Source organism: Vibrio sinaloensis, from assembly GCF_023195835.1.
In the GTDB taxonomy this organism is placed as follows: domain Bacteria; phylum Pseudomonadota; class Gammaproteobacteria; order Enterobacterales; family Vibrionaceae; genus Vibrio; species Vibrio sinaloensis_C.
Genome location: NZ_CP096199.1, coordinates 216,549 through 242,777, shown reverse-complemented (window position 1 = coordinate 242,777; position 26,229 = coordinate 216,549). Strand labels below are relative to the sequence as shown.

Genomic DNA, 26,229 nt, shown 5'->3' with positions numbered 1-26,229 from the left:
CAGCGGCATGACAGCCGCTGTTTCTCGATACCTATCAGGTCATATCACTGTACTAATCAGCCACAACCAGTTCGTCTTCTTCTTCGATTTCTAGTGCCACGTCTAGTGGCTCTTGTGAAAGAATAACACCGGTGTTATCGGCATAGAGATAGTCTTCAGGCAGGAAAGTTACCCCGCCGAAATTGACCGGTACGTCAACTTCGCCAACGCCCTGACTGGTCGCCCCAACCGGTATTGAGGCCAATGCCTGAATGCCGATACTCATATCTTCCAGTTCATCGACTTCACGCACACACCCATACACCACAATACCTTCCCACTCGTTCTCTTCGGCGAGTGAAGCCAGCTCTGCATCAATCAGTGCCCGGCGCAGCGAGCCACCGCCATCGATAAGCAACACACGGCCCAAGCCATCTTGCTCAAGAATTTCACGGATCAAACCGTTATCTTCAAAACACTTCACCGTGGTGATTTGGCCAGCGAACGATGCACATCCCCCAAAGTTACTGAACATGGGCTCAACCACATCCACTTGTTCTAAGTAGATGTCGCATAGGGCAGAGGTATTGTATTCCATAGTCGTGTTTCCCGTAGCGTTCGTTATCTTAATCGAGTATATCGGGTGATTAAGTCATTGCAATGACATGCATCATTTAACTCACCAGAGTTTGAGCTATAACCACTCCGACAAACAATAAGTTAGTCACCATTGAGCATTTAACCACGACAGGCATCATCGGCGCGATCTGTGCCGGTTTCTCCGCCAGCCAAACCGCTCTGCCATGCTTGTAAGTCACCAATAGACTCAGTAAGAACGGCAGACTGACCCAAAGCGGACTCGGCTGCTCAATCAAATAAGCGCTAAAGGCCACCACAGCGCCAACTAAAAGGGCGAAATGGTACTGCTTGGCACGTTTTTGTCCCAAACGAACCGCGACGGTCTTTTTCCCGCACTGCTGATCATTCTCGATATCGCGCATATTGTTGATATTCAACACCGCCACCGCCAGAAGGCCACAGCCGACTGCCGGTAGTATCAAACTGACATCGACCATTCCGGTATGCAAAAAATAGGTCCCGGCAACGCCAAGCAGACCAAAGAACAGAAATACCGAGACATCACCTAAGCCAACGTAGCCATAGGGCTTATTGCCCACGGTATAGGCAATGGCAGCGACAATCGCCAATATGCCCAACCCGATAAAAGCCAACATGCTTTGCACACTATCCAAAGCGTATAAGACCAAAGTGAGGCCAGACAACACAGTTAACACCACATTGATGGCCATTGCTTTTTTCATCTCTTGTGGTGATACCGCTCCGGATTGAATCGCGCGCAGCGGCCCTAAGCGTTTATCGTTATCCGTTCCTTTCACCGCATCGCCGTAATCATTGGCCAAATTAGACAGGATCTGCAATAGGGTGGCGGTTAACAGCCCCAACGCCGCAACCAGCAAAGAGAAGCGGTGTGTCGAGTACGCCAATACACTACCCGTTAAGATCGAGACCAAGGCCAAAGGCAAGGTTTTCGGGCGCGCGGCATCAAGCCATATTCTAAAAGACTGTTTCATAACTACCAGTGTAGGGGCCTATGGAAGAAGTTAAATTGTGGCACATCAAGCCCTAAGCTGAAAAACAAAAAAGGCCACCGCAGTGACCTTTTTCTAAAACTTGACCTGAGCGAGGCTTATTTAACACGGCCTACGTATTCGCCAGTACGTGTGTCTACCTTGATCACTTCACCGATAGAGATGAATAGAGGAACACGAACGACCGCACCCGTTGAAAGCGTTGCAGGCTTGCCACCCGTACCTTGAGTATCACCTTTTAGGCCTGGATCGGTATCGGTGACTTCTAGCTCAACAAAGTTTGGTGGCGTTACCACGATTGGGTTGCCATTCCATAGTGTCAGCATACAAGTGTTGTTTTCTACCAACCATTTCGCATTGTCACCCACTGCTTTTACGTCTGCGGCGATTTGCTCGAATGTTTCATTATTCATAAAGTGGTAGAATTCGCCGTCGTTATAGAGATAATCTAGGTCGATATCCATAACGTCTGCAACTTCACAAGTTTCGCCAGACTTAAAGGTCTTCTCTAGCACTTTACCAGAAAGAAGTTTACGAATTTTAACGCGGTTGAACGCTTGGCCTTTGCCTGGTTTTACGTATTCATTTTCTAGAATCACACAAGGCTCGTTATCCAACATTAGTTTCAAACCGCCTTTAAATTCATTGGTGCTAACAGTAGCCATTTTGTCCTCTTAAAATATTAGAGCTATATTGAATGCCGCATATCATAACCCGAAAAGTTGATTCTGTTGAGCAAAACTGGCTTCAACAGCTAGCGAATGGGATCTCTGATCCTGAAGCATTGCTCAAACAGCTCGATATCGATCCTGCTCCATGGCGAGATGGATTCCAAGCACGCAAGCTGTTTGCTCAGCGCGTACCACAAAGTTTTGTTGAGCGTATGCAAAAAGGCAATCCTTTTGACCCACTGTTACGTCAAGTGCTGCCGCTCAGTGACGAGTTTGAGGTACACCCCGGCTACTCAAACGATCCGCTCGAAGAACAAAACAATGCGATACCGGGATTGCTGCACAAGTACCGTAATCGCGCTCTGATGATCGTTAAAAGTGGCTGTGCAATTAACTGCCGCTACTGCTTTCGTCGTCACTTTCCTTATCAAGAGAATAAAGGGTCAAAAGCGGTTTGGCAGCAGGCACTTGACTATGTTCGCCAACACAATGAAATTGATGAGGTCATTCTTTCCGGTGGCGATCCTCTGATGGCGAAAGACCAAGAGCTTGAATGGCTCATCGACCAGATAGCCAGCATTGACCACGTGCAGCGGCTGCGTATTCATTCGCGTCTACCGGTGGTGATTCCCGCACGTGTCACGCCATCATTATGCGCGATTCTGGCCCAGACACGGTTGCAAGTCATTATGGTGACTCATATCAATCACGCCAATGAAATTAACCAAGCGCTGAGCGACGGGTTAGAGCAACTCAAACGCCATGGCGTGACACTGCTCAATCAAGGGGTGATGCTGAAAGGCGTCAATGACAGTGTGGAGGCACAACTGGCACTGAGCTTGGCGCTGTTCGCTGCGGGAGTCATGCCCTACTACATGCATGTGCTGGATAAAGTACAAGGCGCGGCTCACTTTTTTATTTCCGATCAGCAAGCCAAAGCCATCATGACCGGTGTGCTTGAACAAACATCCGGCTACTTGGTGCCCAAACTGACCCGAGAAGTCGGTGGACGCGCCAGTAAAACACCGCTCGATCTGCATTTGGAATAGCGAGTACCAAACAGCAGAACTATCCGCGTTGCCTGGTCAAACCTCGATTACCAATCGTGACCATAAAGGCAAAAATTATTTGTTTTCGCCCAACAGGCTTTGTGTGCATACTCCGCGCTTTTGGAGGTCACTATGCAAGCACATTTTGCCCAATTTTTAGACTTAGGTCCTTTTAGTTGGCCAGCGCTTCTCTGCTGCGCCATCAACGGTATTTTGATCGGTGTAGAAAGACAGACTCGAGGTAAACCGGTCGGAATCCGCACCTCAATTTTGATCATTTCCGGCACCTACTTTTTTATGTCGATGGCGGTCTCGCTCTCACCGAATACGCTCGATCAAGCGCGAGTGCTTGGTCAGATCATTACCGGTGTTGGTTTTCTCGGCGCTGGGGTGATGATGACATTGGAAGGCAAGATCCACGGCGTCACCTCTGCCGCGATCATATGGGTGCTAGCCGCATTGGGAATGATGATTGCTTTGGGCTATTTGCAGCAATCGGTGGTGATTACCCTGTTGGCGCTATCGGTATTGCTCGGCGTCGACCGTGCAGAGAATCACATCAAGGCTCTGCGTCGTGGTGTGCATCAGAAATTCCAGAGCCGAAAGATATCGCGCCACCAACCAAGAGTTGACTAAAAGGTACGCTGTATCAATACCTTGGCGTAAATTTTGATTCTCGACAAAGAAAGCGCCGATAGTCAGCTTGACCGTTTAGATAAGCATATTACTTCACATTTCGACCTGCCTGTTTTGGAGTAGCATGATTGCAAATTCAAATAACAGGCAGGAACTGATTATGTTCTATATACACATGCTGCTGCTACTGGCGATTATCTTTGTCGGCATTCGTCACGGTGGTATTGCTTTCGGCTTACTCGGCGGCTTAGGGGTGTCGATTCTCGCTTTTGTATTCGGCATCGCCCCTGGCTCACCGCCAATCAGCGTGATGTTGATTATTCTTGCGGTGGTCGCGGCTTCAGCAACTCTCGAAGCCACAGGTGGTCTCAAGCTCTTGGTACGCTTTGCTGAACGCTTGCTGCGTAAACATCCGAACCAAATTGTGTTTCTCGGCCCTTTGTGTACTTACTCTCTGACTGTACTTGTCGGCACCGGCCACTCAGTGTATCCACTGCTACCAGTCATCTATGATGTCGCCTATAAAAAAGGGATTCGTCCAGAGCGGCCGATGGCCATGGCAACCGTCGCATCACAAATGGGCATTACCGCCAGCCCTATCGCGGCGGCGGCGGCGGTGGTGATGGCCACCGCAGCCGATAACCAACTTGATATCCATCTGGGTGATGTGCTGATGGTGACAATCCCGGCGACCCTCATCGGGGTGCTACTCGGATGTAGTTGGAGCCTCAAACGCGGTAAAGAGCTGGATCAAGATGCGGAATTTATTCAGCGCTGCCAAGACCCTGAGTTCAAAGCGCAGTTGGTCGACAGCAATCAAGACCAAGAATCCGAAAGTGAGATTGGCAGCCAAGCGAAAAAGGGCTTAACCATCTTCCTTGCTGGTATCGTTACCGTGATTTTTGTCGCTATGTTTGGCAAAGATCTCTCGTTACTGCCACAAGGGGTCAAAATGTCGGTCGCGATTCAATTCCTGATGCTTTCCGTCGGTGCCTTGATTCTTCTGACCACTAAAGTTGAGCCGAAAAAAATCGTCCATAGCAATGTCTTTATTGCCGGAATGACGGCGGTGGTGATCATCTTTGGTATCGCTTGGATGAGTGACACTATCATCAGCTTCCATAAGCCCTATCTCATTAGCTTGGTTAGCGATATCGTCGCCGCCCACCCTTGGACCTTTGCCATCGCGATGTTCGTGGTCTCCGTGTTTTTGAAGAGCCAAGCTGCGGTGCTAACCATCATGTTACCGCTCGGCTTTGCAATGGGGATTCCTGCGCCGGTACTGATTGGTGTACTGCCTGCGTGTTATGCCTACTTCTTCTTCCCGTTTTACCCAAGCGACTTAGCGGCCATAACCTTTGACCGCTCGGGCACAACGCAAATAGGTAAGTATGTGCTTAACCACAGCTTCTTGCTACCGGGCTTTATCGGCGTGATCAGCGCCACCACTGTCGGTTACTTACTGTCGACGATGATCGTTAACTGATCGTTGTGAAAAACAAAAAGCCAGTTGGGAGACCAACTGGCTTTTTTAATCACTTTAAAACAAAGGCACTTAGAACAACTCTTCTGCAACCTTGTATAGGTCTTCGCGTACTGGGCGCTTCATGTTTTCGATCGCATCAATGATGTCGTGGTGTACCAGTTGCTCTTTCTGGATACCCACACAACGACCGCCGTGACCTTCCATCAACAAGTGTACTGCGTAGTTGCCCATGCGTGATGCTAATACGCGGTCAAACGCAGTTGGACGACCACCACGCTGAATGTGGCCTAGCACTGTCGCGCGAGTCTCTCGGCCTGTTGCCGCTTCGATCTCTTTGGCCAATTCGTTGGCGTCCATCATCAGCTCAGTCAGGGCGATAATCGCGTGTTTTTTACCCTTAGCGATGCCGTCTTGGATGTTACCAATCAGCTTCTCTTTATCAAGGCCTGTTTCCGGAGTGATGATGTATTCACAACCACCGGCAATCGCTGACATCAGAGTCAAGTCACCACAGTGACGACCCATGATCTCAACGATCGAGATGCGCTGGTGAGACGAAGAGGTATCACGCAGACGGTCGATAGCGTCAATGACCGTGTTGAGTGCTGTCAGATAGCCGATAGTGTAATCAGTACCTGCGATGTCGTTGTCGATCGTGCCTGGCAGACCAATACATGGGTAACCCATTTCAGTCAGCTTCTTCGCACCCATGTAAGACCCGTCACCACCGATAACCACAAGCGCTTCAATGCCGTGCTTTTGTAGGTTTTCGATCGCTTTTTGACGAACTTCCACTTCTTTAAACTCAGGGAAACGCGCCGAACCTAGGAAAGTACCACCCTTATTGATCACATCAGAAACGCTTGAACGATCCAGTTGTTTGATACGGTCTTCGTATAGGCCTAAATAACCATCGAATACACCGAACACCTCTAGTCCTTCAGACAGTGCTGTACGCACTACACCGCGAACGGCCGCGTTCATACCTGGTGCGTCACCGCCACTTGTCAAGACACCGATCTTCTTAATCATGCTCACCCTCGATATTTGGGAATCTTATTTCAATTTTTACGTCAGCAGCTTTCACACAAGCGGCCAACAAAATTCCTTTAATTGGGCAATATGTTACCTTTCCCACTTAGGAATACTAGATAAATTTGCACCAAATTATGTAACTTTTCTACTTATGTAAGAGTATTACAGCTTTGCTCGTTTACTTAATTGATACATATCAGGAACCCGTTTAAAAATCCTGACGCTGAAAAGATAGTCAATAAGTCGCGGTTTGTCGCTTAAATAGGGTCTGTTGACCTTGCGTGGTTAAATTTTGTTCGAGATAGAATCGTCTTAGGCGCGGCAAGGAGTATGTCGCCTAGTTATTCTAAGCCAATACTTCTTAACAAAGCATAAGACGATTCTTGCGGGGGCGCCCAGCTCGAACCCTTCGGGCAGCCTTTGTGGTTCATTTCTACTGCGTTATCGGCTTTTTATGTAGGCCAACTACACGCCAAAGCCTCTGCCTTGTATAAATTTCCCACAAAGTGCTGCAAAAATCAGCTCGAAAGGTCAACAGGCCCTAAAGTTACCAATCTTGCGACTTTTGCTTCTTTTCAGCGCCTAGAACCACTGAGTAGGGATCTTGATGAATCAGTACATCTGAACCGGGAAACAGTTCAAGCAGTTTGTCTTCTACTGCATCAGAGATTCGATGCGCTTCAAGCAACGGGATTTTATCTTCCAACTCTAGGTGTAATTGAATAAAGCGAGTCGGGCCAGACATCCGGGTGCGTAGTTGATGCACACCTAACACGCCCTCAACTTGCAGGCAGGTTTCGCGAATATCTCGCAGCTCACTGTCTGGCAGTTTGCGATCAAGGAGTGTTTGTGTCGCCTCTTTGACCATTTTGAATGCGCTGAACAGAATAAAAATACCGATACCAACCGCAAAAATCGCATCCGCTTGAGTAATACCAAACCAACTCAAACCAAGCGCCACCATAATCGCGCCGTTCATCAGCAGATCAGATTGATAATGTAGCGAGTCTGCCGCAATAGCCTGACTGCCGGTTTTTTTCACTACGTGCTTTTGAAAGGTCACCAAAGCAAAAGTCACCACCAACGCAAACAGGCTGACGTACACGCCATACTCAGGCGACTGCAATTCATGGGGCTTAAAGAAACGCTCGATACCGTTGAGGATTAAAAACACCGCCGAGCCAGAAATAAACATCGCCTGCGCCAACGCGGCAAGCGACTCGGCCTTGCCATGACCAAAGGTGTGCTCTCGGTCAGCAGGCTGTAGGGCATAACGGACGACCACTAAATTGACCAAGGAGGCGGCAATATCGAGCATCGAATCAATCAAGGAGGCCAATAAGCTCACCGACCCCGTTGTCCACCACGCCCCCACTTTCACAACCAACAGTAGCGTGGCGACAATCGTCGCAGTCCACGCTGCCAAAGTGACTAAGCGCGCATATTCTTGTTTCATAGGGCTTTGAAAAGTAAACAAACGTGGCCTAAGTATAACCCGTCAGCCGTTGAATAAAAATGGCGACCCTAAGGTCGCCATTTTGCAAATAAAAACAATTAATTACGCGTCGTTGTCATTAAAACGCTGTTGCATTTTCTCTGCGCATTTACCCATTCGTTCTTGCTGCAGTTCAGTAAACTTCGCTTTCTGTTCTGGTGTTAGAATGCTGAGCATTTGGTGCTGCTTTTCCAGCATTTTCACTTTGCGTTCGGTCTGTTTCTCTACCATCTGTTTCGCTAGCTCATTCGCCGCGGCTTGATCGAAGTTATCGGCCAGTATCAGTTGCTGCATCTGCGCTTGGTGCGCTTCTCTTTGTGCTTGTCGAGTTTCGAAGTTCTGCTTGAACTCGTCCTTCATCGCCTGTTTGCCTTCGCTGCGCATCTGCTTCAACTGCTCTTGCTGCGCATCGGTCAAGTCGAGTTGGCGCATCATGCCACGGTCGAAACCACCGCCACATTGACCCGGACCGCCACGTTTGTGGTCTTTACCACCGAATGCGTATGCACTTGCGGTTCCCAAAGCCAAAGGAAGAACAGCGGCGGCCAATACTACTTTTTTTGCTAATTTCATAATCGTACCCTTCAATTTATCTGGTGGATGAGCTGTCTTCACAGCGCTTGAGTGTAGAATACGACCTGTTGCGTAAAGCAACGTATGTTGAGCGTAAAGAATCGTAAAGAGCGACAACAATGCTAAATCCACCGCTCATTTCGCAGTAAACTGTTCACTATCTGATAAGCGAGAGAGTCCGTTATGGCCCATATATTATTGATTGATGACGATACCGAGCTAACCGCGTTGCTCAATGAGGTCCTCACTTTTGAAGGGTTTGAGGTATCGGAGGCCAACGATGGTGAACAAGGGTTGGCAACACTCAATGAGACGATCGATCTGATCCTCCTCGATGTGATGATGCCTAAACTCAATGGCATGGAGACGCTCAAACGCCTGCGTGAGACTTGGCAAACGCCCGTTCTGATGCTGACCGCGAAAGGAGAGGAGATAGATCGGGTGATCGGTCTAGAACTTGGCGCCGACGACTACCTCCCCAAACCGTTCAGTGACCGAGAACTGCTCGCGCGCATCCGCGCTATATTACGACGCACCCAAACTGCGCCAGCCGCGAATACCAGCAAGCACGGCGATGCCATTGCTTATCAAGATATAAAAATCTTCCCTGGCAAACAGGAAGCGTACTGCCAAGAGCAACTGCTCGAACTGACCACAACCGAGTTTGCGCTGCTGAGTCATTTTGTCCAAAAACCTGGCCAGACGCTGACGAAAGAGGTACTCAGTCTCGATGTCCTTGGCAAAAGACTGTCTGCATTTGACCGTGCGATTGATATGCATGTGTCCAATTTACGCAAAAAATTACCAGAACGCGCCGATGGAAAGCCCCGCATTAAAACGCTACGCGGGCGCGGCTATCTTTTGGTCGAGGAAGATTAATGCGCCTACCTAAAATTACCAGTCTTTACGGTCGTATTTTTGCCATCTTTTGGCTCACCATGCTGTTGGTGTTGTTTGCCGTTTTGTCGCTGCCTCACCTAGATCCACGCAAAGCGCGAGATATTCCCAGCGACCACTTTCAGCGTCTAGAGGAAGTCAAAACCGGCATTGAGTCCCGCTATGCCAATGAAAATAATCTAGCGCGGATACTGGTTCAGTTAGAAAACCCAAGACGCTCAGGTCGAGATGACCGCCATAACCGCGAAGACCGACCAAGCTTTTTCATTACCGACCTAGAAGGCAATATTGTCACCGTCAACGAGCGCAAAGATTTCCGTTACCGTGCGCTACAAAACTTTATTACTAGCGTCGACTTACTCGGTCCACCGAAACAAAAGCTCTATGGGCACTATATGCTGGCTGGTCCGCTACCGATTAAATTAGCCGAACAAGATCTGTTGTTTTACGTTGGCGTCAAGTGGAACCAGCCTCCACCCTTTTTGCTCAGAATGTTTGATAAACCGTTTCAGTTGCTGTTTGCGGTGATGCTGGTCAGCACTCCACTACTGCTTTGGCTAGCTTGGGCACTCAGTCAACCAGCACGCAAGCTCGAGCGAGCCGCCCAACGAGTGGCGAAAGGTGAGTTTGTGGTCGATCCCGAACTGGAAAAAGGCACCAGCGAATTTCGTCAAGCCGGTGCCAGCTTCAACCAGATGGTCGAGGCGGTGAATCAGATGATTGGCGGCCAGCAGCGACTGCTGTCTGATATCTCTCATGAGCTGCGCTCGCCACTGACCAGACTCAGAATGGCCAACGCGCTCGCCACACGCAAACAGGGCGAGAGCCCGGAGTTAACCCGAATCGACACCGAAGCGCAGCGCTTAGAACAGATGATTGGAGAACTACTCGAACTGTCTCGTATGCAGCTGGATAGTCACCAAACTCGAGAGCAGCAACCGATGAGTAGTTTGTGGGAGGCCATTCTATCCGACGCGCAATTTGAAGCCGAACAGGTCAAGAAAACCCTGACTTACACGCCGATTCCAGAGCGCACCATTTCCGGCAACCCCAAACTGCTGATGAGCGCCCTGGACAATGTCGTACGCAATGCCATTTGCTACAGCAAAGACCGAGTGGACGTCGAGTTTATTGACGCTGAACAACACATCGTTATCCGTGTCGACGACAACGGGGAAGGCGTCGCGGACCACGAACTCGAAGCGATTTTCAGACCCTTTTATCGCGTTTCCACCGCGCGCGACCGACACAGTGGCGGCACAGGGCTTGGCCTGACCATCACCGAGAACGCGATTCGCCAACACTGCGGTCACATCTCTGCGAGTCGAAGTCCACTTGGCGGCCTGAGAGTCGAAATCAAGTTACCGCTCAATGCTCACAGCGAGAGTGATAGCAAACGGGATAAATAGGTATCCAGATATTTATCCCGTTTGGTATGAAAGCACTATAGAAGACTTGGCGGTGCCCGTGTACCGCCTTATACTTTGCCACCTTACTTTCTAGCAAAAAAAAGAAGCACATCATGTTTGATATTGCGCTGTATGAGCCCGAAATCGCACCCAACACCGGTAATATTATCCGCTTGTGTGCAAATTGTGGGGCTAACTTACACTTAATTGAACCGCTTGGGTTCGATTTAGAAGAGAAGAAAGTCCGCCGCGCAGGCCTTGATTATCACGACTTAGCGCGGGTGACTCGTCATAAAGATTATCAAGCCTTTCTTGATTACTTAGCCGCAGAGCGCGAAACGTTCCGTATTTTCGCTTGTACCACCAAAACCACCGGGCATCATGTCGATGCCAAGTTCCAAAAAGGCGATGTTCTGTTGTTTGGGCCTGAAACCCGAGGTCTGCCAGCAGAGGTGATTGAAAGCATGCCAATGCAGCAGCGCATTCGTATTCCGATGATGCCAGATGCGCGCAGCCTCAACTTATCCAATGCGGTCGCAATTATTGCCTTTGAAGCTTGGCGTCAAATGGGTTTTGCAGGGGCGCAGTAGCGAGAAGCGAGAAGCGAGAAGCGAGAAGCGAGAAGCGAGAAGCGAGAAGCGAGAAGCGAGAAGCGAGAAGCGAGAAGCGAGAAGCGAGAAGCGAGAAGCGAGAAGCGAGAAGCGAGAAGCGAGAAAATCTTGGAAGGTTGACGTGAAAGCGTCAACCTTTTTTGCTTAGGAACGCTTCGCTACGGATTCGGAATACGAACGGACAACTCTCGAAGGACGAAGTCGGCTCTCGATTCTCGGAACGTAGTGTTCTCGGAGGGCGAAGCCCAATCTCTAAGCGAAGCGCTCTGGCCCTATGGACGCGCAACAAAGCCTACCGCTTCATACGCTTTCTTCAGCGTTTCAGCAGCACGAGCCGACGCTTTTTCTGCGCCCTGCTTCATCACCTGATCCATATAAGCACGATCTTCACGAATACGATGGTATTCCGCTTGGATCGGCTCAAGCATGGCGACAACTGCCTCACCCACATCTTTCTTGAACGGGCCGTACATCTCAACGCCTTGGTATTTGGCCTCGATCTCAGCGAAGCTCATGCCCGTCGCTGCTGAGTACAAACCCATCAAGTTTGAGATGCCTGCTTTGGTGTCCCAATCGTGGGCGATACGTGGCGGAGTCTCGGTATCGGTTTGTGCTTTATTGATCTTCTTGATGATCGATTTAGGCTCTTCCAGCAGAGTGATGACGTTCTTACGGTTATCATCTGACTTGGACATCTTTTTCGTCGCATCTTGCAGGCTCATCACGCGCGCATTGACCGTCGGGATGTAAGGCTCTGGCACAGTGAAAATCGGCTGCTCTGGCGAATAGATATTGTTGAAACGGTTAGCGATGTCGCGCGCCAACTCGAGGTGCTGCTTCTGGTCACTACCGACAGGCACTTGGTGTGCACCGTAGAGCAGGATATCCGCCGCCATCAGCACTGGGTAATCAAACAAGCCGACATTCACATCACCAAATTGGCTAGAGGTGTCTTTAGAATAACGTGCCGACTTATCTTTAAACTGAGTCATGCGGCCCAGTTCACCCATCTGGGTATAGCAGTTAAGAAGCCAACCAAGTTGAGCATGCTCGGGTACATGTGACTGAACAAAAAGCGTGCTCTTTTGCGGATCAACACCAACTGCGAGACAAATTGCCAGGGCATCCAGTGTCGCTTCATGCAACGCTTTAGGGTCTTGACGAACCGTAATCGCATGCAGGTCAACCACACAGTACTGGCAATCATAATCGTCTTGCATCTGCTGCCATTGACGTAGAGCACCCAAGTAGTTACCGATACTTAGTTCACCTGACGGTTGAACACCACTCAATACGATGGGTTTGCTCATTAGAATGATTCCTTTGACTTCTTAAAATTAATAGTAAAAAACCGCGCAGCTCGGTGTGCGCGGTTTTCTCAGTGTACTCATTAACGAGTATTTTGGAAGATCTTTTGTCGCCGTTACGCGCAAACCGCGACGGCATCGATCAGTTCAGCAATGCTGTCGGCGACAAAGTCTGGCTTCGAATCAGCGATCGGCTCGCCGTGGTTGTAGCCATAGGTTAGGCCAAATGAACGGCAACCGGCATTTTTCGCGGCTTTGATGTCGTTACTCGAATCCCCGACCATCAACATCTCGCTCGGCTGACAACCATGCTTGTCGAGCAACCAATTGAGTGCCATTGGGTTAGGCTTTTTCTCTGCAAAAGTGTCGCCACCAATCACATCAGAAAAGTAGTGGTCGATACCATGTTTAGCCAGCACATCCGGTACGAACTTCGACGGCTTGTTGGTCACTAAAGCGAGGGTAAAACCGGCTTGGTGTAGCTCGGCTAAAGTCTCTTTGACAGCTGGGTATAAGTGACTCAACTTGTGGCCACTTTGCTCATAGTAGTCGTCGAACAGCTCACGGGCCTTAGTCAGCAGTTCAGCTGACAAGCTTGGATCGACGGTTAGGCTGCGACTGAGCGAGCGGCCAATTAATACGTCGGCGCCATTGCCAACGTAATCGCGCACCTGCTGCTCTGAAACTGCAGGATACCCCAGTGCTTGTGCGGCTTGATCTGCCGCAATAGCGAGGTCAGGCACACTATCGAGTAGCGTGCCATCCAAATCGAATGCGATTAATTTAATGTTGCTCATTGAATTAGTTTACCTTGGCTAGCTCAGCTCGCATTTGGTCAATGACCGCTTTGTAGTCAGGCTGATTAAAGATAGCCGAGCCTGCGACAAACATGTCTGCGCCGGCTTCCGCAATCTCTTTGATGTTATCCACTTTGACACCACCATCAATTTCGAGACGAATGTCGCGGCCAGATTCATCGATCATCTTGCGCACAGCGCGTAGCTTATCAAGCGTTTTTGGAATGAAAGACTGACCACCAAAGCCTGGGTTAACAGACATCAGTAGAATCATGTCAACTTTATCCATGATGAACTCAAGGTGCGACAGAGGCGTGGCTGGGTTAAGTACAACACCCGCTTTACAGCCGTGCTCTTTGATAAGCTGAAGAGTGCGGTCAACGTGCTCAGACGCTTCAACGTGAAAGGTGATCATAGATGCGCCCGCTTTAGCAAAGTCAGGGATGATACGATCCACTGGCTTAACCATGAGATGCACATCAATCGGCGCGGTAATGCCATAGTCACGCAGTGCTTGGCAGATTGGCGCTCCAAAAGTCAGGTTGGGCACGTAGTGATTGTCCATCACGTCGAAGTGAACCACGTCCGCTCCCGCAGCGAGTACTTTCTCCACATCCTCGCCAAGGCGAGCCATATCCGCAGACAGAATAGATGGAGCGATAAGGAAATCTTTCATACCTGACCTCTAGTAATAATTGGCTAAAAACAGACTCGACACCGAGTATTTTGCGCGCAATTCTACCTAAGCTAGCGGGAAGAATATAGCCAAGCGTGAGGAAATGTGATTATTTGTCGTCAGTCGGCTTAAATAGCGCTAACAATTCGTCGACTTTATTGCGTCCGGCGCCGTTGCGACTGATGGTTCGCTTCACTTTGACCACATTGAGCTCTGCGCCGTGATAAAGACGACGAGTGAGCGTGGTGTCGTGATTAGAGATAAGTACGGGAATGCCGCGTTGTGTCGCAGCCTTTTCCGCCACATCGGCGAGGGCAGCTTGATCGTCAAGACTAAAGCCATTGCCGGCGTAGGAAGTAAAATTAGCGGTGGTCGACAGCGGAGCATAGGGCGGGTCACAATACACCACACACCCTTTGCGCGCGCGCTTGAACGTATCGTGGTAGCCCTCGCAGACGAAGGTGGCTTTCTTAGCCTTTTCGGCAAAAAACTCCAGTTCGGCTTCGGGGAAATACGGTTTTTTATACGAACCAAAAGGCACATTGAAGCCGCCCTTTTTGTTGTAACGGCACAAACCATTAAAACCAAAACGGTTCATATAAAGAAAGGCCAGCGAACGATACATCACGTCATCAGTGGCGTTAAACTGGGCACGAATATCCAAGTAGGCTTCTTTACGGTTGTTATCCGCACAAAACCAACGCTTCGCTTCTGCAATGTACTGTTGTGGGTTCTGCTTAAGCAGATTGTAGAGATTGATTAAATCTGGATTGATATCCGCCAGCAAGTATTGTTCATAATCGGTGTTCAAGAATACTGAACCAGCGCCTACGAACGGTTCCACCAGCTTACGAGCCTCTGGCAAGTGACGCTGAATATCTTCGACAAGTCCGTATTTTCCACCTGCCCATTTCAGGAAGGCCCGCTGCTTCTTCATTTATTGCTCTGTTAATCAACCACTAATTAAGGCTGCGGAATGTAACATATTTTACGATGAAACTCAGGCTATTTTCCGCAGCTTAAATTTTGCAAGATTACTCGACTCGGTCGATCTCACGCTGAACCTGACTTAACGATTTCGCCCAAGGCTCCAACTGTTGCAGTTCAGCCGAGAGCCCTTGGACTGCATCGCGGGCGACTTGAATCGTCGGATAATTTTGATAGGTGATGATGTACCAATCCACCTGATTGCGCACGGTAGGGTAAATGAATACTTGGTTATCGAGCTGGTATTGATCGATGAAGGCTTGCACCTCCTCTAACGATTGCACCGCCGCTAACTGCAAGGTGTAACTGCGTGGCGAGAAGCTTTTCAGCTCATCTTTAGTGAAAGAGAACTGTATGACCACAGGTTGCTCAGGCTCTGACGCTTGAGCTGTCGCTTGCGGTTCAGCTTCCAACGCCGGGCTTTCCTCTTGCATCGATTGTTCGACTACTTGATCAATGGCGCTGGTATCAGCCTGCTCCGCTTTGCCTTCAAGCAATGCATCGACAACATCCGAGGTAATCACCACTCGCTGTTGATCGTCGTCGGCATTCCCCACGCTCTCAACTTGTTCGGTCACATCAGGTGGTAGCGCCATCGAATCATCGACTGCATCGCTCAATGTCGGATCTTCGACTGGAGCAGGTTCGATGATGTTCGCCTCTTGCTCCTCAACAGGGGTGACTTCTGGCAGCGTCGGGATGACGGTCTGCTCCAGCGCTTGATTAATCTGTGCGGCTTTGTCATCGGGAGAAGGTTGCGACATCATCCACCAGTATCCGCCACCGATCGCCAACAATAGAACCAACACCAACAGTGCGATGTTAATCGGTGAGCCCACAATTGAGCGGATAATAATCCTTTTTTCCACTTTCTGATCCCCTAACGCCATAATTTCGCCCGGACGACGAGCCACTGTTCGATACGCATTGCGTACCCGTTTTTCCATGTCATCTTCGACAAAACGAATCACCAAATGTTCAAAAAAAAGATCCGCTTCATCTTGACTAAGTGATTCAATTTCAAGGTCTATTGGCTTATGTTCTTGCCCATAACTCAACCGAGTCAACAGCGCATCAAGGCTGTTCGATTGGGCGAACAGCAGCACATTCACCGTCCAGCGTGGCTGCAGCTGAGCCTCCAGTACCAACATCCACAATTCGGAAATAAATGACTCAGTCAACAAATGGGCATCGTCGACCACGATCAATACATCGCAACTTTCCCCTTCCATCAAACGAGAGAAAGAGTCAGCTAAAGAATCAGCCGGATTAAACAAGGATTCAGAGAGCAACTGACTGAGAATGGTGGAGCGGCGCTGCTCATCGTCTTGGTTGGGATAACACAACAGCAAAGATTGATTTTTATCTTGCGCCCACGCTTCAAGATAGTGCTGTGCAAGCCAAGTTTTCCCTGCGCCATTTGCACCACCAACCGTAACCAGATTCGAGCCGAAATTGGTCAGCAACCGCAAACGTTCGAGCAGTTCGACTTGTGAATCTAATTCTAATACGCGTGGATCATGCGCCAAACTCATTGCGTTACCCTAATGAAAATACGCGTAATACCAAACTAACGCAGCAGCACAAGGCTAAGGTTAGATTGGTACTACTAACAACAAGAATTACAGCGTGCGTCCAAAATCGATGGCTTGCTCAATCACCGACTCAGGCACGCCTTTGACGACCTCTGCCGACCCAATGCTTGTCGGCAATACCAGTCGCAGCTCACCAGCCAGCACTTTTTTGTCGCGCATCATATGCTTGATGAAATCAGCAAACGACATCGACGATGGAGTGTGTACTGGCAACTGCGCTCTTTTCAGTATAGAGATAATTCTTTCAACTTGCTGCTCAGTGATAAGCCCTTGAAGCTGCGCAGTTTTTGCTGCCATTACCGTGCCAGAAGCCACTGCTTCACCGTGCAGCCAATTACCATAACCTAACTCAGCTTCAATCGCATGACCAAATGTATGACCTAGGTTCAGCAATGCGCGAATTCCCGACTCTTTTTCATCTTGTGCGACCACTTCGGCCTTAATTTGGCAACAACGGGCAATGGCATAGGTCAGCGCTTGTTCATCAAGTTGATACAGCTTGTCGAGGTTTTGCTCCAGCCAGTCAAAGAACTCGGCATCATAAATAATGCCGTACTTGATCACTTCTGCCATGCCAGCGGCAAACTCGCGCGTCGGTAGCGTTTTTAAACAATCGGTATCGATGACCACCGCTTTAGGCTGGTAGAAAGCGCCAATCATGTTCTTGCCCAATGGATGGTTAACCGCGGTTTTCCCCCCGACGGAAGAGTCGACTTGTGAAAGCAGTGTGGTCGGAATTTGGATAAAGTCGACACCGCGCTGGTAACAGGCAGCAGAAAAGCCCACTAGGTCGCCTATCACGCCTCCCCCCAAAGCAATCACCACCACATCACGCGCGTAATTACCTTCAAGCAGATAGCTCATGACCGTATTAAAGGTGTCTAAGGTTTTGTATTGTTCGCCGTCCGGCAGCTCTAACAGTGAGGCTTGGCAACCAATTTGCTCAAGAATCGCGAGGATTTTGTCCGCATATAGTGGCGCTACCGTGACATTGGAAATCACCACCACTTTTTGTTTTGCGGTTAAGAAAGAAAGGTGGGCCGGATCATTAAATAATCCGGCGCCAATTGAGATTGGATAGCTACGCTCATCTAAGCTGACCGTAATCCGTTCCATGGGTATTCTCCAAATGCAAAAAGTCTTAACGTTCTTCTAGCATTTTTACGATCTGGTTGGCTACCACTTTTGCACTTTGATCGTCTGTACGTACTGTGTAATCCGCAATTTCTTCGTAAAGTGGGTTGCGTTGTTCAGCCAAGGCTTCTAACACTTCACGTGGATTATCAGTTTGTAGCAATGGACGCTTCTTGTCGCGATTGGTTCGAGCAAGTTGTTTTTCAATTGTTGTCTCTAGGTACACAACAATACCGCGTGCAGAAAGACGATTGCGGTTTTCTTTGCTCATGATTGAACCACCACCTGTAGCAAGCACGATGCCTTGCTCCTCGGTCAGGTCGTTAATCACTTTTTCCTCGCGATCACGGAAGCCTTCTTCACCCTCGACGTCAAATACCCAAGCGATATCTGCGCCAGTGCGCTCTTCAATTACGGTATCCGAGTCAACAAACTCCATATGCAGCTGTTGAGCTAAATGTCTACCAATTGTGCTTTTGCCGGCACCCATAGGGCCAACAAGGAAAATATTGCGTTTCTCAGCCATGTTTAGCAGTAATTTACAACGTTAATTCAATGACATCGCCACAAGAAAAGCCGGTGTAAAACCAGCAATGGAGATGCTTGTGGCACCTATTCCTCACAGATAATTCGTGATAAGACCCGAAATTATCTAGATAAGGTGGCAGTAATGCAAATTTATTTTTATTCACTAAACTCAGTGATGACTTTCGGTGTAACAAAAACCACCAGCTCACGCTTGCCAATTTTTTGGTAAGTTCGGCGAAATAAGCCACCAAGCAACGGTATATCACCGAGTAAGGGCACTTTATCAACACTTTCAAGTACGCTGTGTTGGAAAATCCCTCCGAGTACTATGGTTTGCCCACTTTCGACCAACACTTGGGTACCGATTCGTTGTGTATCGATCGCCACCGCTTCTCCGGTACCGGTATTGACCACATCTCCGGGCCGGTCTTGGGTAACATTGAGGTCAAGAATGACCTGGTTGTTAGGCGTGATTTGCGGCGTCACTTTAAGGCTCAATACGGCTTTTTTGAAGGCGACGTTGGTCGCTCCGCTCGACGATGACTCAAGATAAGGAATCTCCGTTCCTTGCTCGATGAAGGCCGCTTGCTTGTGTGTGGTCATCAAGCTCGGACTTGAAATGACCTCTGCTTTAGATTCACGCTGCAACGCCGACAGTTCGAGATCGAGTAAGGTATCGGACCCGAGTTTGGCGATTTGAAAAGCTATCGACGCTGCGTTAACCGCTTGGGCAGCGAGGTTGACGTTTAACTGCTGATCAATGCTGGCTGAATCAAGGTTAAGGTCTTCAATCGTGCCGCCAACCTGACCATGGCGCCCTGAATGACTGATCCCCCAACGCACACCTAGCGCCTCTAAGTTGCCCTGATTAATGGTGACAATACGCGCTTCTATTTGCACCTGCTTTACTGGCACATCAAGCATCGCCACCATCTCACGCGCTGCGGCTATATTGTCCGCCAAGTCGCGAACTAGAATCACATTGGTGCGCTTATCCACGCTCACTGCACCGCGTTCAGACAACAACCCAACCCCTTGCTCTCCCTGTAACACCTGGGCCAGTTCGCTGGCGTCAGCATATTGCAGCGCTATCATCGAAGTGGTCAGATCCCGGCCTAATGCTGCGCTTGGCACCTTGGGTGAGATCATCACTACGCCTTGCTTAACCTGCTGCTGCAAGCCTTGCATCTCAACAATGGTATCAAGTGCTTGTTGCCCTGTGACTTGGTTCAAACGCAACGTCAATTGGCCCTCAACGGAGTGAGCAATGGCAATATTGATATTTTGACTATCGGCAATAATTCGCAGCGCTTGGCGCACAGAGATATCTTGGAAGTTAAATGACAACCTATGGTGAGAGAGTGACGCGCTGTCGCCTTGCTCTGTGGCGAAGCAAGTAGAAAGCAACATCCAATTGAAGAGAAGTAGGTAGGAACAAGTCGTGATGACTTGCGCCATTTTGCGCCAGTCACTCATCCTCCAAACTCCAATATGATGGCTTGTTCACCACACTCCGTAGCCGTTACATTCACCAAGACAAGCTCAAGTTGCTGGGGATCAATCGCCGCTATTTTCCAACGAGAGGCGAGCACCTCACCCTCGCCAACACTGACCAACTGGCCGTCGGCCAACTCCAGTATCGCTTGAGTGCGGCTTGGCGTTGTCACTATGCCAGCCCACTTCAATACGATAGCTGACGGCGGCGTTGTCGTGACAGACACGCAGTCATTGACTGGCGAGCGTTCGCGCTCTGAACCTGAAAACGGGTCTCTTAACTGCTCAAATGAATGAGGCTCTGTGCTGAAAGCGGCGCTCGGTAGCGCTGTACTAATCGCCATCAGCCAGTAAACCAAAGCCCTACGGTTCATCATCACTTTCCTCGCGCCAGTCGCCAAGCACTTGGGCTCGAAAACTAATGTGGTGGTCATTTAACTGCTGCCATTGACCATTGTCGATGCGAACCAAACTGGTCAACTCGCTTACCTGTTGGCAAAAGTCGCCTATCGATTGAAACCGTCCTACTAAGTTGAGCTCAATTCGACTCCCCTGTTCGCCAACAACCCACTCCAACTGACGCACAACTAACTGATGCTGACGTGCCAAATGATTCAGTTCAGCGACAACCAGAGAGGCCGATGGCTGAGTGTCTATCAATGGCATTGACCTCGTCGCCAACGACTCAGCTTGAAACGACTTCAGCCGTTGTTGCTGCTGTTTGAGCGTATTGGCATGTTGAAGCTGCACCAGATCGGCAGTGGCTAACTGTTGGTGTAAAGGGAGAAGACTGAACACAGCAAACCCAGCATTGACAGATAGCGTTATCAGCGCGATGGCTGCCACTTGCTTATGAAATGGCCATTGCGCAAGGGTATCAAGGTCAAAGTTCATGGTGTTGCACCGCACTAACGTATTGCAATGACAGCGAAAACCGTTGCCGCGACTGCTGCTCTGTCACCGAGTGCAATACCACATTGTGAAAAACCTGAGTTTGATGAAAACGCTCAAGCAACAGGGTGAGTGGTGCCTGTTGTGCGCTGTAGCCACTTAAGGTGATCTGATTACCACGCAAAGCCAACTCATCTAAGTAGATATGTTCAGGAAGAACTTGCGTGAGGCGCCACAACACTTGAGCTGCAAGGCCGCGCTGGGCAATAAACTGTTGCTGCTGCTTAAACTTTGTCAAGTTAGTTTGCTGCTGTTGCTGAAGGAACTCGGCCTGTATCAGTTGACCGTCTAATTGATTGAGCTGCTCGAGCAAATCTTGACTGCGCGCTTCAATCACTTGTCTCCTCTCAGACCACTGGTGCTCGACTTGCAATTGCCATCCCAGCGGCAACAACACACTAACCAGAGTGAATATCAAGAAGCGACGCCTCAGATACGCTCGCTGCTGCTGTCGCCAGGGAAATAAATTAACTAGTTCAGACACGCCCGCCCTCCTGCCATTGATTGACGATACAGGCAAGCACGTACCGCCACACTGCTGGCTAAGGCGTAACTATTACTGATTTCTGTCACTCGATAGTCAGTGAACAAAGAGAGCGGATTCAATGTCTCTATTTTTAGTTGGAGTAATTGCTGCAATTGTTCGACACTACTACGGCAGTTAGCCAGCTCACCACATAGCCACATAACCTCAATCTGTTGGTTATGTTGCACCATCAAACGTTGCAGTAAGGTTTGTAGCTGCTGGCATAGCGGGGTTAAGCCCAGATGCTTGATATCCTGTGGCCAACTATTGGCATAAAGAGTTTGCTGCTGGTCGGCGAACACCAAGGAGCAGCCATTCCAGTTAAGGTCTATCAGCAACCGCGGCTTATCACTATCGGTAGCTTGGATTTGCTGCAGGCAGTGGTTAAGAGCATAACCACACACATCCGCCCCGATGGGGGTTAGGCCGGCTTGTCGTATTGTGGTCTGCCATTGCAACAACGGCGCTTGTTTGGTGGCAAATACGCGATATGTGCGTTTTCCATTCTCACTTTGCGTGCCAAGCGGCACAAAATCAAAACAGAGCGGCTCGGCATCAAGCGCAGATTGACTCAAAAAAGTCTGCTCGATCGCCAAATCTCGTTCATAACCTCTAAAACGGCTATCTATCTGTAATACTTTAGTTATTACGGCGTTGTCCGATATTGCAAACGCAACTTTGCGATTAAAAAGCGGTAAAGACTTCCTTAGTTCTTTGAGTTTCTTTACAATTTTCTGATAATTTAACCCGTGGTTATCGGAGAAAATACCCGCCTCAATGGGCAGGGTACGATAACTCACAAGCGCAAACGCATCCTTGGATGGCTTTATCACTACCGCTTTGATACTGTGGCGACCGATATCTAGGCCTGTAACCAATGCATTACCCATGTAGCTGGCTCCGTACTATGCTCATTGTTTAACTTGCGCAACCACGCAGTAAAACCCAACGGCTTGGAAAATTCGGTCTAAAGTACAAGGGTTTGCATATAGTTAACCCCAATAATCAGGGAATATCCGGTGAAGTTCATAAAGCGACTGTTCTTATTCACATTGATTTGCATAATTCTTGGAGTCGGTACCATCTTCGGCTTCTATTTTTATGTCAAACCAGAGCTACCTGATGTAGCGACGCTAAAAGATGTCCAACTGCAGACGCCAATGCAGGTGTATAGTCGAGACGGAAAACTGATTTCTCAGTTTGGTGAAAAGCGCCGTATTCCGGTGGCTTATGATGAGATTCCGCAGCACCTGATTGAAGCCTTGATCGCAACGGAAGACAGTCGTTTCTACGACCACCCCGGGATCGACCCTATCGGTATTACGCGTGCCGCAGTTGTAGTTGCACTGTCGGGCTCGGCCAAACAAGGGGCCAGTACCATTACGCAGCAGTTGGCACGTAACTTCTTCCTCTCTAACGAGAAGAAGATCATGCGTAAAATCAAAGAGATCTTTATTGCCATTCATATTGAGCAACTGCTGAGCAAAGAAGAGATCATGGAGCTGTACGTCAACAAGATCTTTCTTGGCTACCGCTCATACGGCTTTGGTGCTGCCGCGCAAACCTACTTCGGCAAAGATCTACAAGACCTCAGCTTAAGTGAACTGGCCACCTTGGCGGGTATGCCGAAAGCCCCCTCGACGATGAACCCTATCTACTCTTTGGAGCGTGCAACCAACCGCCGCAATGTGGTACTGCTGCGTATGCTGGATGAGAAGTACATCACCCAACAAGAGTATGACCAAGCGCGTAACGAAGCGATTGTCGCTCGTTACCACGGCGCGGAAATTGAGTTAAGTGCCCCATATGTCGCAGAGCTCGCCCGCGCGTGGATGGTGGAGCGCTACGGCGAAGACGCTTACACCTCAGGTATGAACATCTATACCACGGTCGATTCAAAACTGCAGGCAGCAGCCAATGATTCGGCCATCAATAACTTGTTGGCGTACGACGAACGCCATGGTTACCGCGGTGCGGAAAAAGTGTTGTGGAAAGAGGGGCAAACACCTTTTGATCACGCCGAGATAGAAAAGACCCTCGACAATGTCCCAACATACGGCCAGTTGATACCTGCCGTGGTGATTCAGGTGGCGGATAAACAAGCCACGGTGTGGGTTAAGAACCAAGGCGAACAGCAGCTCGACTGGGATGGCATTAAATGGGCGCGTAAATTCTTAACCGATGAACGCCAAGGCCCAGAGCCAAGCAAGGCGCAACAAGTACTTGCACAAGGCGAACAGATTTGGGTTCGCCAAGTTGAAGTCAGTGACGGTGAACAGAGCCAATTCCGTTGGCAATTAAGTCAGGTGCCCAATGCCAACACCGCATTTGTGGCGATGAACCCAGAAAACGGCGCTGTGCTGTCTCTGGTGGGTGGCTTTAACTTTATTCACAACAAATTTAACCGCGCGACCCAATCGGTGCGTCAAGTCGGCTCGAGTATTAAGCCATTTATTTACTCGGCGGCGATTGATAAAGGCCTGACCCTCGCTACGTTAATCAACGATGCTCCCATCAACCAGTGGGATCAGAGTCAAGGTACGGCATGGCGTCCTAAAAACTCGCCCCCAACGTATGTTGGCCCTACGCGACTGCGCATCGGTTTGGCGCAATCGAAAAACGTGATGGCAGTGCGTGTGCTGCGTGAAGTTGGCCTCGATGAAACCCGTGAATACTTAACGCGTTTCGGTTTCGATATCGATCAAGTACCGCGCTCTGAAACCATTGCCCTCGGTGCAGGTAGCTTAACGCCGATCAAGATGGCACAAGGTTATTCAGTGTTTGCCAATGGAGGTTACTATGTCGAGCCTTTCTATATCGACAGAGTCGAAGGTCCGTTTGGCGACCTAGAATTCGCAGCAACACCAAAAACCATCTGCCAGCAAGACTGTCAACCGAGCGATACTGTGCAAGGTGAATTTGCCGAACAAGACATTGCCCTCGACAGCGAGCAACCTAACTATGCGCCACAGGTGATCTCAGAGCAGACGGCATTTCTAATGCGGGAGATGATGTTCAGCAACGTCTGGGGCGGCGGTAATTGGCGCGAAGGCACAGGTTGGAATGGTACAGGTTGGCGTGCCCAGCAACTGAAACGTCGTGATATCGGCGGTAAAACCGGTACGACTAATGATTCTAAAGATGCTTGGTATAACGGCTATGGACCGGGGATGGTGGCCGTGGCTTGGGTTGGATTTGATGACCACAACCGCAATCTTGGCCGCACTAAGCCAAACAGTAACCTCGACAACGATCAAATTTCGGGCGCTGAAGCCGGGGCCAAAACCGCACAGCCAGCTTGGGTTGATTTTATGCGTATTGCGCTCGAAGGTGTCCCAGAAAAGGATAAGGCAATACCTGAGCAGATTGTGCGGGTGCGAATTGACCGTGACTCTGGTTTATTGACCAACAAGTTCGATGCAAGCTCAATGTTTGAATACTTTTTGGAAGGCACTGAGCCGACGGAGTACGTGCAAAACGAGATAACCAATAGCATATACACCTCGTCCGATGGCGGCGAAGAGCTATTCTAATGCCAAACGGGATAAATAGGTGAACATATAATTGCGCAGGAAAAATCGTTGAGAGCAAGGCATAGATTGCAGCTAGCTAGTTGACCTACCTACAAAATCTATAACGACGCTATCAGCGATTTTAACCAGCAAGAATGACCAGATATTTATGCTGTTTGGTATAATTCACAAGCAAAAAAGAGGTTGATAGCGATATCAACCTCTTTTTATTTAACCGGCTATTTCAGTGGATAACTGTTCTTTGATTGCAGACGCGAGTTGCTCAAAGCGAGAACGCAGTGGTGAGCCTGGTCGATACGCCAACACTATGCTGCGAGATGGCACCGGATTGACCGCTTTTACATAACACACCCCATCTTTTTGCTGCTCTTTCGGCAGCGAAAGGTGTGGCAACAACGTAATCCCTGCCCCGGCGGCTACCATATTGCGCAGCGTCTCAAGGCTTGTGGCTTTAAACCGCTCGTCATCTTTGGCTCCTGCAGCAAAACAGAAACCGAGCGCCTGATCGCGCAAGCAATGACCATCACCTAAGGCCAAAACAGTACGGCCGTTAAGATCGAGCATATCGACCTGGTCGCGCGAGGCCCACTCATGGTCACAAGGCACAGCAATGCTCAACGGCTCGTTGAACACTTCGATTTCTTTAAATGGCGCGGTTTCAGCCACTGAAGCCAGTACCAAACAATCGAGCTTACCTTCTTCGAGCTGGCGCACTAACTGTTGGGTTTGCGCTTCGTGTAAGTAAAGCTCTAACTCGGGAAAGCGCTGCTTGAGCATAGGTACAATTTTTGGCAGCAAGTACGGGCCGACGGTAGGAATAAAGCCGATATGCAGTGGGCCCACCATCTCACCCGCCTGACCACTGGCCATATCTTTAAAGGTTTTGACCTCAGAGAGAACCCGTTTCGCTTGATCCACCAGCTGCAATCCAGCGTCGGTAAACAACACACGCCGACTACTGCGTTCGAGCAGGGCAGTACCGATCTCATCCTCTAGTTTTCGAATCTGGCCACTTAGCGTGGGTTGGCTGACGAAACAAGCTTCTGCGGCTTTGCGAAAATGCTTATGCTCGGCCAAAGCAACCAAATACTCAAAATCGCGGATATTCATCGCGGCTCTCTCCTACAAACAATAGAAATAATCTATCAAAACCATAGCATCAAACGATTGTAACTATCAAAGAATTTCTTGAATAATGCACTTATCGAAACGAAGCACAGTGATTAAACTGATAAGACTCGAAATCAAGT

General features: G+C 49.3%; 27 protein-coding genes. 8 read left to right on the top strand and 19 right to left on the bottom strand.

What is annotated here, in order from left to right; genetic code table 11:
- Positions 1-52 precede the first annotated feature (52 nt).
- The 3 genes from rraA to efp form a co-directional block, all read right to left on the bottom strand.
- A complete protein-coding gene (gene rraA / locus MTO69_RS01145) occupies positions 53-577 on the bottom strand; it encodes a ribonuclease E activity regulator RraA (protein ID WP_248330402.1) in 525 nt (174 codons plus the stop codon).
- A gap of 76 nt (positions 578-653) precedes the next feature.
- On the bottom strand, positions 654-1,571 hold the full coding sequence (locus MTO69_RS01140) for a 1,4-dihydroxy-2-naphthoate polyprenyltransferase (protein WP_248330400.1): 918 nt from the start codon (positions 1,569-1,571) through the stop codon (positions 654-656).
- A 116-nt stretch (positions 1,572-1,687) separates the two neighbouring features.
- Entirely contained in the window at positions 1,688-2,254 is a 567-nt protein-coding gene (gene efp, locus MTO69_RS01135; RefSeq protein WP_176286694.1) for an elongation factor P, read from the bottom strand.
- A 32-nt stretch (positions 2,255-2,286) separates the two neighbouring features.
- Between efp and epmB the strand changes: the two genes are divergently transcribed.
- From epmB to MTO69_RS01120, 3 genes are all read left to right on the top strand, one after another.
- A complete protein-coding gene (gene epmB, locus MTO69_RS01130) occupies positions 2,287-3,309 on the top strand; it encodes an EF-P beta-lysylation protein EpmB (RefSeq protein WP_248330398.1) in 1,023 nt (340 codons plus the stop codon).
- A 132-nt stretch (positions 3,310-3,441) separates the two neighbouring features.
- Positions 3,442-3,945: an MgtC/SapB family protein gene (locus MTO69_RS01125; protein WP_248330396.1), complete on the top strand. Its 504-nt coding sequence runs from the start codon at positions 3,442-3,444 to the stop codon at positions 3,943-3,945.
- 160 nt (positions 3,946-4,105) lie between these two features.
- A complete protein-coding gene (locus tag MTO69_RS01120; protein WP_248330394.1) occupies positions 4,106-5,431 on the top strand; it encodes an anaerobic C4-dicarboxylate transporter in 1,326 nt (441 codons plus the stop codon).
- A 69-nt stretch (positions 5,432-5,500) separates the two neighbouring features.
- Here MTO69_RS01120 and pfkA read toward each other — a convergent pair whose 3' ends face one another.
- From pfkA to MTO69_RS01105, 3 genes are all read right to left on the bottom strand, one after another.
- A complete protein-coding gene (gene pfkA / locus MTO69_RS01115) occupies positions 5,501-6,463 on the bottom strand; it encodes a 6-phosphofructokinase (RefSeq protein ID WP_248330392.1) in 963 nt (320 codons plus the stop codon).
- A 550-nt stretch (positions 6,464-7,013) separates the two neighbouring features.
- Positions 7,014-7,922 carry a CDF family cation-efflux transporter FieF gene (fieF, locus tag MTO69_RS01110; RefSeq protein WP_248330390.1) on the bottom strand — a complete coding sequence of 303 codons (909 nt, stop codon included), beginning with the start codon at positions 7,920-7,922 and terminating at the stop codon, positions 7,014-7,016.
- A gap of 102 nt (positions 7,923-8,024) precedes the next feature.
- Complete coding sequence (locus MTO69_RS01105) at positions 8,025-8,534, bottom strand: CpxP family protein (protein ID WP_248330388.1); 510 nt, start codon at positions 8,532-8,534, stop codon at positions 8,025-8,027.
- A 183-nt stretch (positions 8,535-8,717) separates the two neighbouring features.
- On the opposite strand from MTO69_RS01105, the gene MTO69_RS01100 reads away from it, so the two are divergent.
- From MTO69_RS01100 to MTO69_RS01085, 4 genes are all read left to right on the top strand, one after another.
- Positions 8,718-9,413, top strand: coding sequence for a response regulator (locus tag MTO69_RS01100; RefSeq protein WP_248330386.1), 696 nt, complete (start codon positions 8,718-8,720; stop codon positions 9,411-9,413).
- Positions 9,413-10,840 (top strand): envelope stress sensor histidine kinase CpxA, encoded by a 1,428-nt coding sequence (cpxA, locus tag MTO69_RS01095; protein ID WP_248330384.1) that lies wholly within the window; start codon positions 9,413-9,415, stop codon positions 10,838-10,840. The genes MTO69_RS01100 and cpxA overlap by 1 nt, the downstream gene beginning before the upstream one ends.
- 113 nt (positions 10,841-10,953) lie before the next feature.
- Positions 10,954-11,430 (top strand): tRNA (uridine(34)/cytosine(34)/5-carboxymethylaminomethyluridine(34)-2'-O)-methyltransferase TrmL, encoded by a 477-nt coding sequence (trmL, locus tag MTO69_RS01090; protein ID WP_248330382.1) that lies wholly within the window; start codon positions 10,954-10,956, stop codon positions 11,428-11,430.
- On the top strand, positions 11,414-11,599 hold the full coding sequence (locus MTO69_RS01085) for a hypothetical protein (RefSeq protein WP_248330380.1): 186 nt from the start codon (positions 11,414-11,416) through the stop codon (positions 11,597-11,599). Before trmL ends, MTO69_RS01085 begins: the two co-directional genes overlap by 17 nt.
- A gap of 124 nt (positions 11,600-11,723) precedes the next feature.
- On the opposite strand, the gene trpS is transcribed toward MTO69_RS01085, so the two are convergent.
- The 12 genes from trpS to pilM all read right to left on the bottom strand — a co-directional run bounded on the left by trpS (position 11,724) and on the right by pilM (position 22,336).
- Positions 11,724-12,761 carry a tryptophan--tRNA ligase gene (trpS, locus tag MTO69_RS01080; RefSeq protein ID WP_248330378.1) on the bottom strand — a complete coding sequence of 346 codons (1,038 nt, stop codon included), beginning with the start codon at positions 12,759-12,761 and terminating at the stop codon, positions 11,724-11,726.
- 113 nt (positions 12,762-12,874) lie between these two features.
- Positions 12,875-13,555, bottom strand: coding sequence for a phosphoglycolate phosphatase (locus MTO69_RS01075; RefSeq protein WP_248330376.1), 681 nt, complete (start codon positions 13,553-13,555; stop codon positions 12,875-12,877).
- A 4-nt stretch (positions 13,556-13,559) separates the two neighbouring features.
- Positions 13,560-14,231 (bottom strand): ribulose-phosphate 3-epimerase, encoded by a 672-nt coding sequence (gene rpe / locus MTO69_RS01070; RefSeq protein ID WP_248330374.1) that lies wholly within the window; start codon positions 14,229-14,231, stop codon positions 13,560-13,562.
- 109 nt (positions 14,232-14,340) lie between these two features.
- Positions 14,341-15,168, bottom strand: coding sequence for a Dam family site-specific DNA-(adenine-N6)-methyltransferase (locus MTO69_RS01065; RefSeq protein ID WP_248330372.1), 828 nt, complete (start codon positions 15,166-15,168; stop codon positions 14,341-14,343).
- 97 nt (positions 15,169-15,265) lie between these two features.
- Positions 15,266-16,753, bottom strand: coding sequence for an SPOR domain-containing protein (locus MTO69_RS01060; protein WP_248330370.1), 1,488 nt, complete (start codon positions 16,751-16,753; stop codon positions 15,266-15,268).
- Between the two features lie 87 nt (positions 16,754-16,840).
- A complete protein-coding gene (aroB, locus tag MTO69_RS01055; RefSeq protein WP_248330368.1) occupies positions 16,841-17,929 on the bottom strand; it encodes a 3-dehydroquinate synthase in 1,089 nt (362 codons plus the stop codon).
- 25 nt (positions 17,930-17,954) lie between these two features.
- Positions 17,955-18,473 carry a shikimate kinase AroK gene (gene aroK, locus MTO69_RS01050; protein WP_248330366.1) on the bottom strand — a complete coding sequence of 173 codons (519 nt, stop codon included), beginning with the start codon at positions 18,471-18,473 and terminating at the stop codon, positions 17,955-17,957.
- Between the two features lie 158 nt (positions 18,474-18,631).
- Complete coding sequence (locus MTO69_RS01045) at positions 18,632-19,951, bottom strand: type IV pilus secretin PilQ (RefSeq protein WP_248330364.1); 1,320 nt, start codon at positions 19,949-19,951, stop codon at positions 18,632-18,634.
- Positions 19,948-20,346, bottom strand: a complete 399-nt coding sequence (locus MTO69_RS01040; RefSeq protein ID WP_248330362.1) for a hypothetical protein — start codon at positions 20,344-20,346, stop codon at positions 19,948-19,950. The genes MTO69_RS01045 and MTO69_RS01040 overlap by 4 nt, the downstream gene beginning before the upstream one ends.
- The gene (gene pilO / locus MTO69_RS01035) at positions 20,333-20,863 is read right to left on the bottom strand and encodes a type 4a pilus biogenesis protein PilO (RefSeq protein ID WP_248330360.1); all 531 of its coding nucleotides are present in this window, start codon (positions 20,861-20,863) and stop codon (positions 20,333-20,335) included. Before pilO ends, MTO69_RS01040 begins: the two co-directional genes overlap by 14 nt.
- Positions 20,853-21,404 carry a PilN domain-containing protein gene (locus MTO69_RS01030; protein ID WP_248330358.1) on the bottom strand — a complete coding sequence of 184 codons (552 nt, stop codon included), beginning with the start codon at positions 21,402-21,404 and terminating at the stop codon, positions 20,853-20,855. The genes pilO and MTO69_RS01030 overlap by 11 nt, the downstream gene beginning before the upstream one ends.
- Positions 21,392-22,336: a type IV pilus biogenesis protein PilM gene (gene pilM, locus MTO69_RS01025; protein ID WP_248330356.1), complete on the bottom strand. Its 945-nt coding sequence runs from the start codon at positions 22,334-22,336 to the stop codon at positions 21,392-21,394. The genes MTO69_RS01030 and pilM overlap by 13 nt, the downstream gene beginning before the upstream one ends.
- A 129-nt stretch (positions 22,337-22,465) precedes the next feature.
- On the opposite strand from pilM, the gene MTO69_RS01020 reads away from it, so the two are divergent.
- Entirely contained in the window at positions 22,466-24,979 is a 2,514-nt protein-coding gene (locus MTO69_RS01020) for a penicillin-binding protein 1A (RefSeq protein ID WP_248330354.1), read from the top strand.
- A 210-nt stretch (positions 24,980-25,189) separates the two neighbouring features.
- On the opposite strand, the gene oxyR is transcribed toward MTO69_RS01020, so the two are convergent.
- Positions 25,190-26,089 (bottom strand): DNA-binding transcriptional regulator OxyR, encoded by a 900-nt coding sequence (gene oxyR, locus MTO69_RS01015; protein WP_248330352.1) that lies wholly within the window; start codon positions 26,087-26,089, stop codon positions 25,190-25,192.
- Between the last annotated feature and the right edge of the window lie 140 nt (positions 26,090-26,229).

Bases quoted from the DNA above. Each gene is read 5' to 3' on its own strand.
- trpS (WP_248330378.1), bottom strand. From the start codon at position 12,761: ATGAGCAAACCCATCGTATTGAGTGGTGTTCAACCGTCAGGTGAACTA.
- efp (WP_176286694.1), bottom strand. From the start codon at position 2,254: ATGGCTACTGTTAGCACCAATGAATTTAAAGGCGGTTTGAAACTAATG.
- aroB (WP_248330368.1), bottom strand. From the start codon at position 17,929: ATGGAACGGATTACGGTCAGCTTAGATGAGCGTAGCTATCCAATCTCA.
- cpxA (WP_248330384.1), top strand. From the start codon at position 9,413: ATGCGCCTACCTAAAATTACCAGTCTTTACGGTCGTATTTTTGCCATC.
- pilM (WP_248330356.1), bottom strand. From the start codon at position 22,336: ATGGGTAATGCATTGGTTACAGGCCTAGATATCGGTCGCCACAGTATC.
- MTO69_RS01075 (WP_248330376.1), bottom strand. From the start codon at position 13,555: ATGAGCAACATTAAATTAATCGCATTCGATTTGGATGGCACGCTACTC.
- pfkA (WP_248330392.1), bottom strand. From the start codon at position 6,463: ATGATTAAGAAGATCGGTGTCTTGACAAGTGGCGGTGACGCACCAGGT.
- MTO69_RS01140 (WP_248330400.1), bottom strand. From the start codon at position 1,571: ATGAAACAGTCTTTTAGAATATGGCTTGATGCCGCGCGCCCGAAAACC.
- epmB (WP_248330398.1), top strand. From the start codon at position 2,287: ATGCCGCATATCATAACCCGAAAAGTTGATTCTGTTGAGCAAAACTGG.
- MTO69_RS01040 (WP_248330362.1), bottom strand. From the start codon at position 20,346: ATGATGAACCGTAGGGCTTTGGTTTACTGGCTGATGGCGATTAGTACA.
- MTO69_RS01100 (WP_248330386.1), top strand. From the start codon at position 8,718: ATGGCCCATATATTATTGATTGATGACGATACCGAGCTAACCGCGTTG.
- oxyR (WP_248330352.1), bottom strand. From the start codon at position 26,089: ATGAATATCCGCGATTTTGAGTATTTGGTTGCTTTGGCCGAGCATAAG.
- aroK (WP_248330366.1), bottom strand. From the start codon at position 18,473: ATGGCTGAGAAACGCAATATTTTCCTTGTTGGCCCTATGGGTGCCGGC.
- fieF (WP_248330390.1), bottom strand. From the start codon at position 7,922: ATGAAACAAGAATATGCGCGCTTAGTCACTTTGGCAGCGTGGACTGCG.
- rpe (WP_248330374.1), bottom strand. From the start codon at position 14,231: ATGAAAGATTTCCTTATCGCTCCATCTATTCTGTCTGCGGATATGGCT.
- pilO (WP_248330360.1), bottom strand. From the start codon at position 20,863: ATGAACTTTGACCTTGATACCCTTGCGCAATGGCCATTTCATAAGCAA.
- MTO69_RS01065 (WP_248330372.1), bottom strand. From the start codon at position 15,168: ATGAAGAAGCAGCGGGCCTTCCTGAAATGGGCAGGTGGAAAATACGGA.
- MTO69_RS01125 (WP_248330396.1), top strand. From the start codon at position 3,442: ATGCAAGCACATTTTGCCCAATTTTTAGACTTAGGTCCTTTTAGTTGG.
- MTO69_RS01045 (WP_248330364.1), bottom strand. From the start codon at position 19,951: ATGAGTGACTGGCGCAAAATGGCGCAAGTCATCACGACTTGTTCCTAC.
- MTO69_RS01105 (WP_248330388.1), bottom strand. From the start codon at position 8,534: ATGAAATTAGCAAAAAAAGTAGTATTGGCCGCCGCTGTTCTTCCTTTG.
- trmL (WP_248330382.1), top strand. From the start codon at position 10,954: ATGTTTGATATTGCGCTGTATGAGCCCGAAATCGCACCCAACACCGGT.
- rraA (WP_248330402.1), bottom strand. From the start codon at position 577: ATGGAATACAATACCTCTGCCCTATGCGACATCTACTTAGAACAAGTG.
- MTO69_RS01060 (WP_248330370.1), bottom strand. From the start codon at position 16,753: ATGAGTTTGGCGCATGATCCACGCGTATTAGAATTAGATTCACAAGTC.
- MTO69_RS01120 (WP_248330394.1), top strand. From the start codon at position 4,106: ATGTTCTATATACACATGCTGCTGCTACTGGCGATTATCTTTGTCGGC.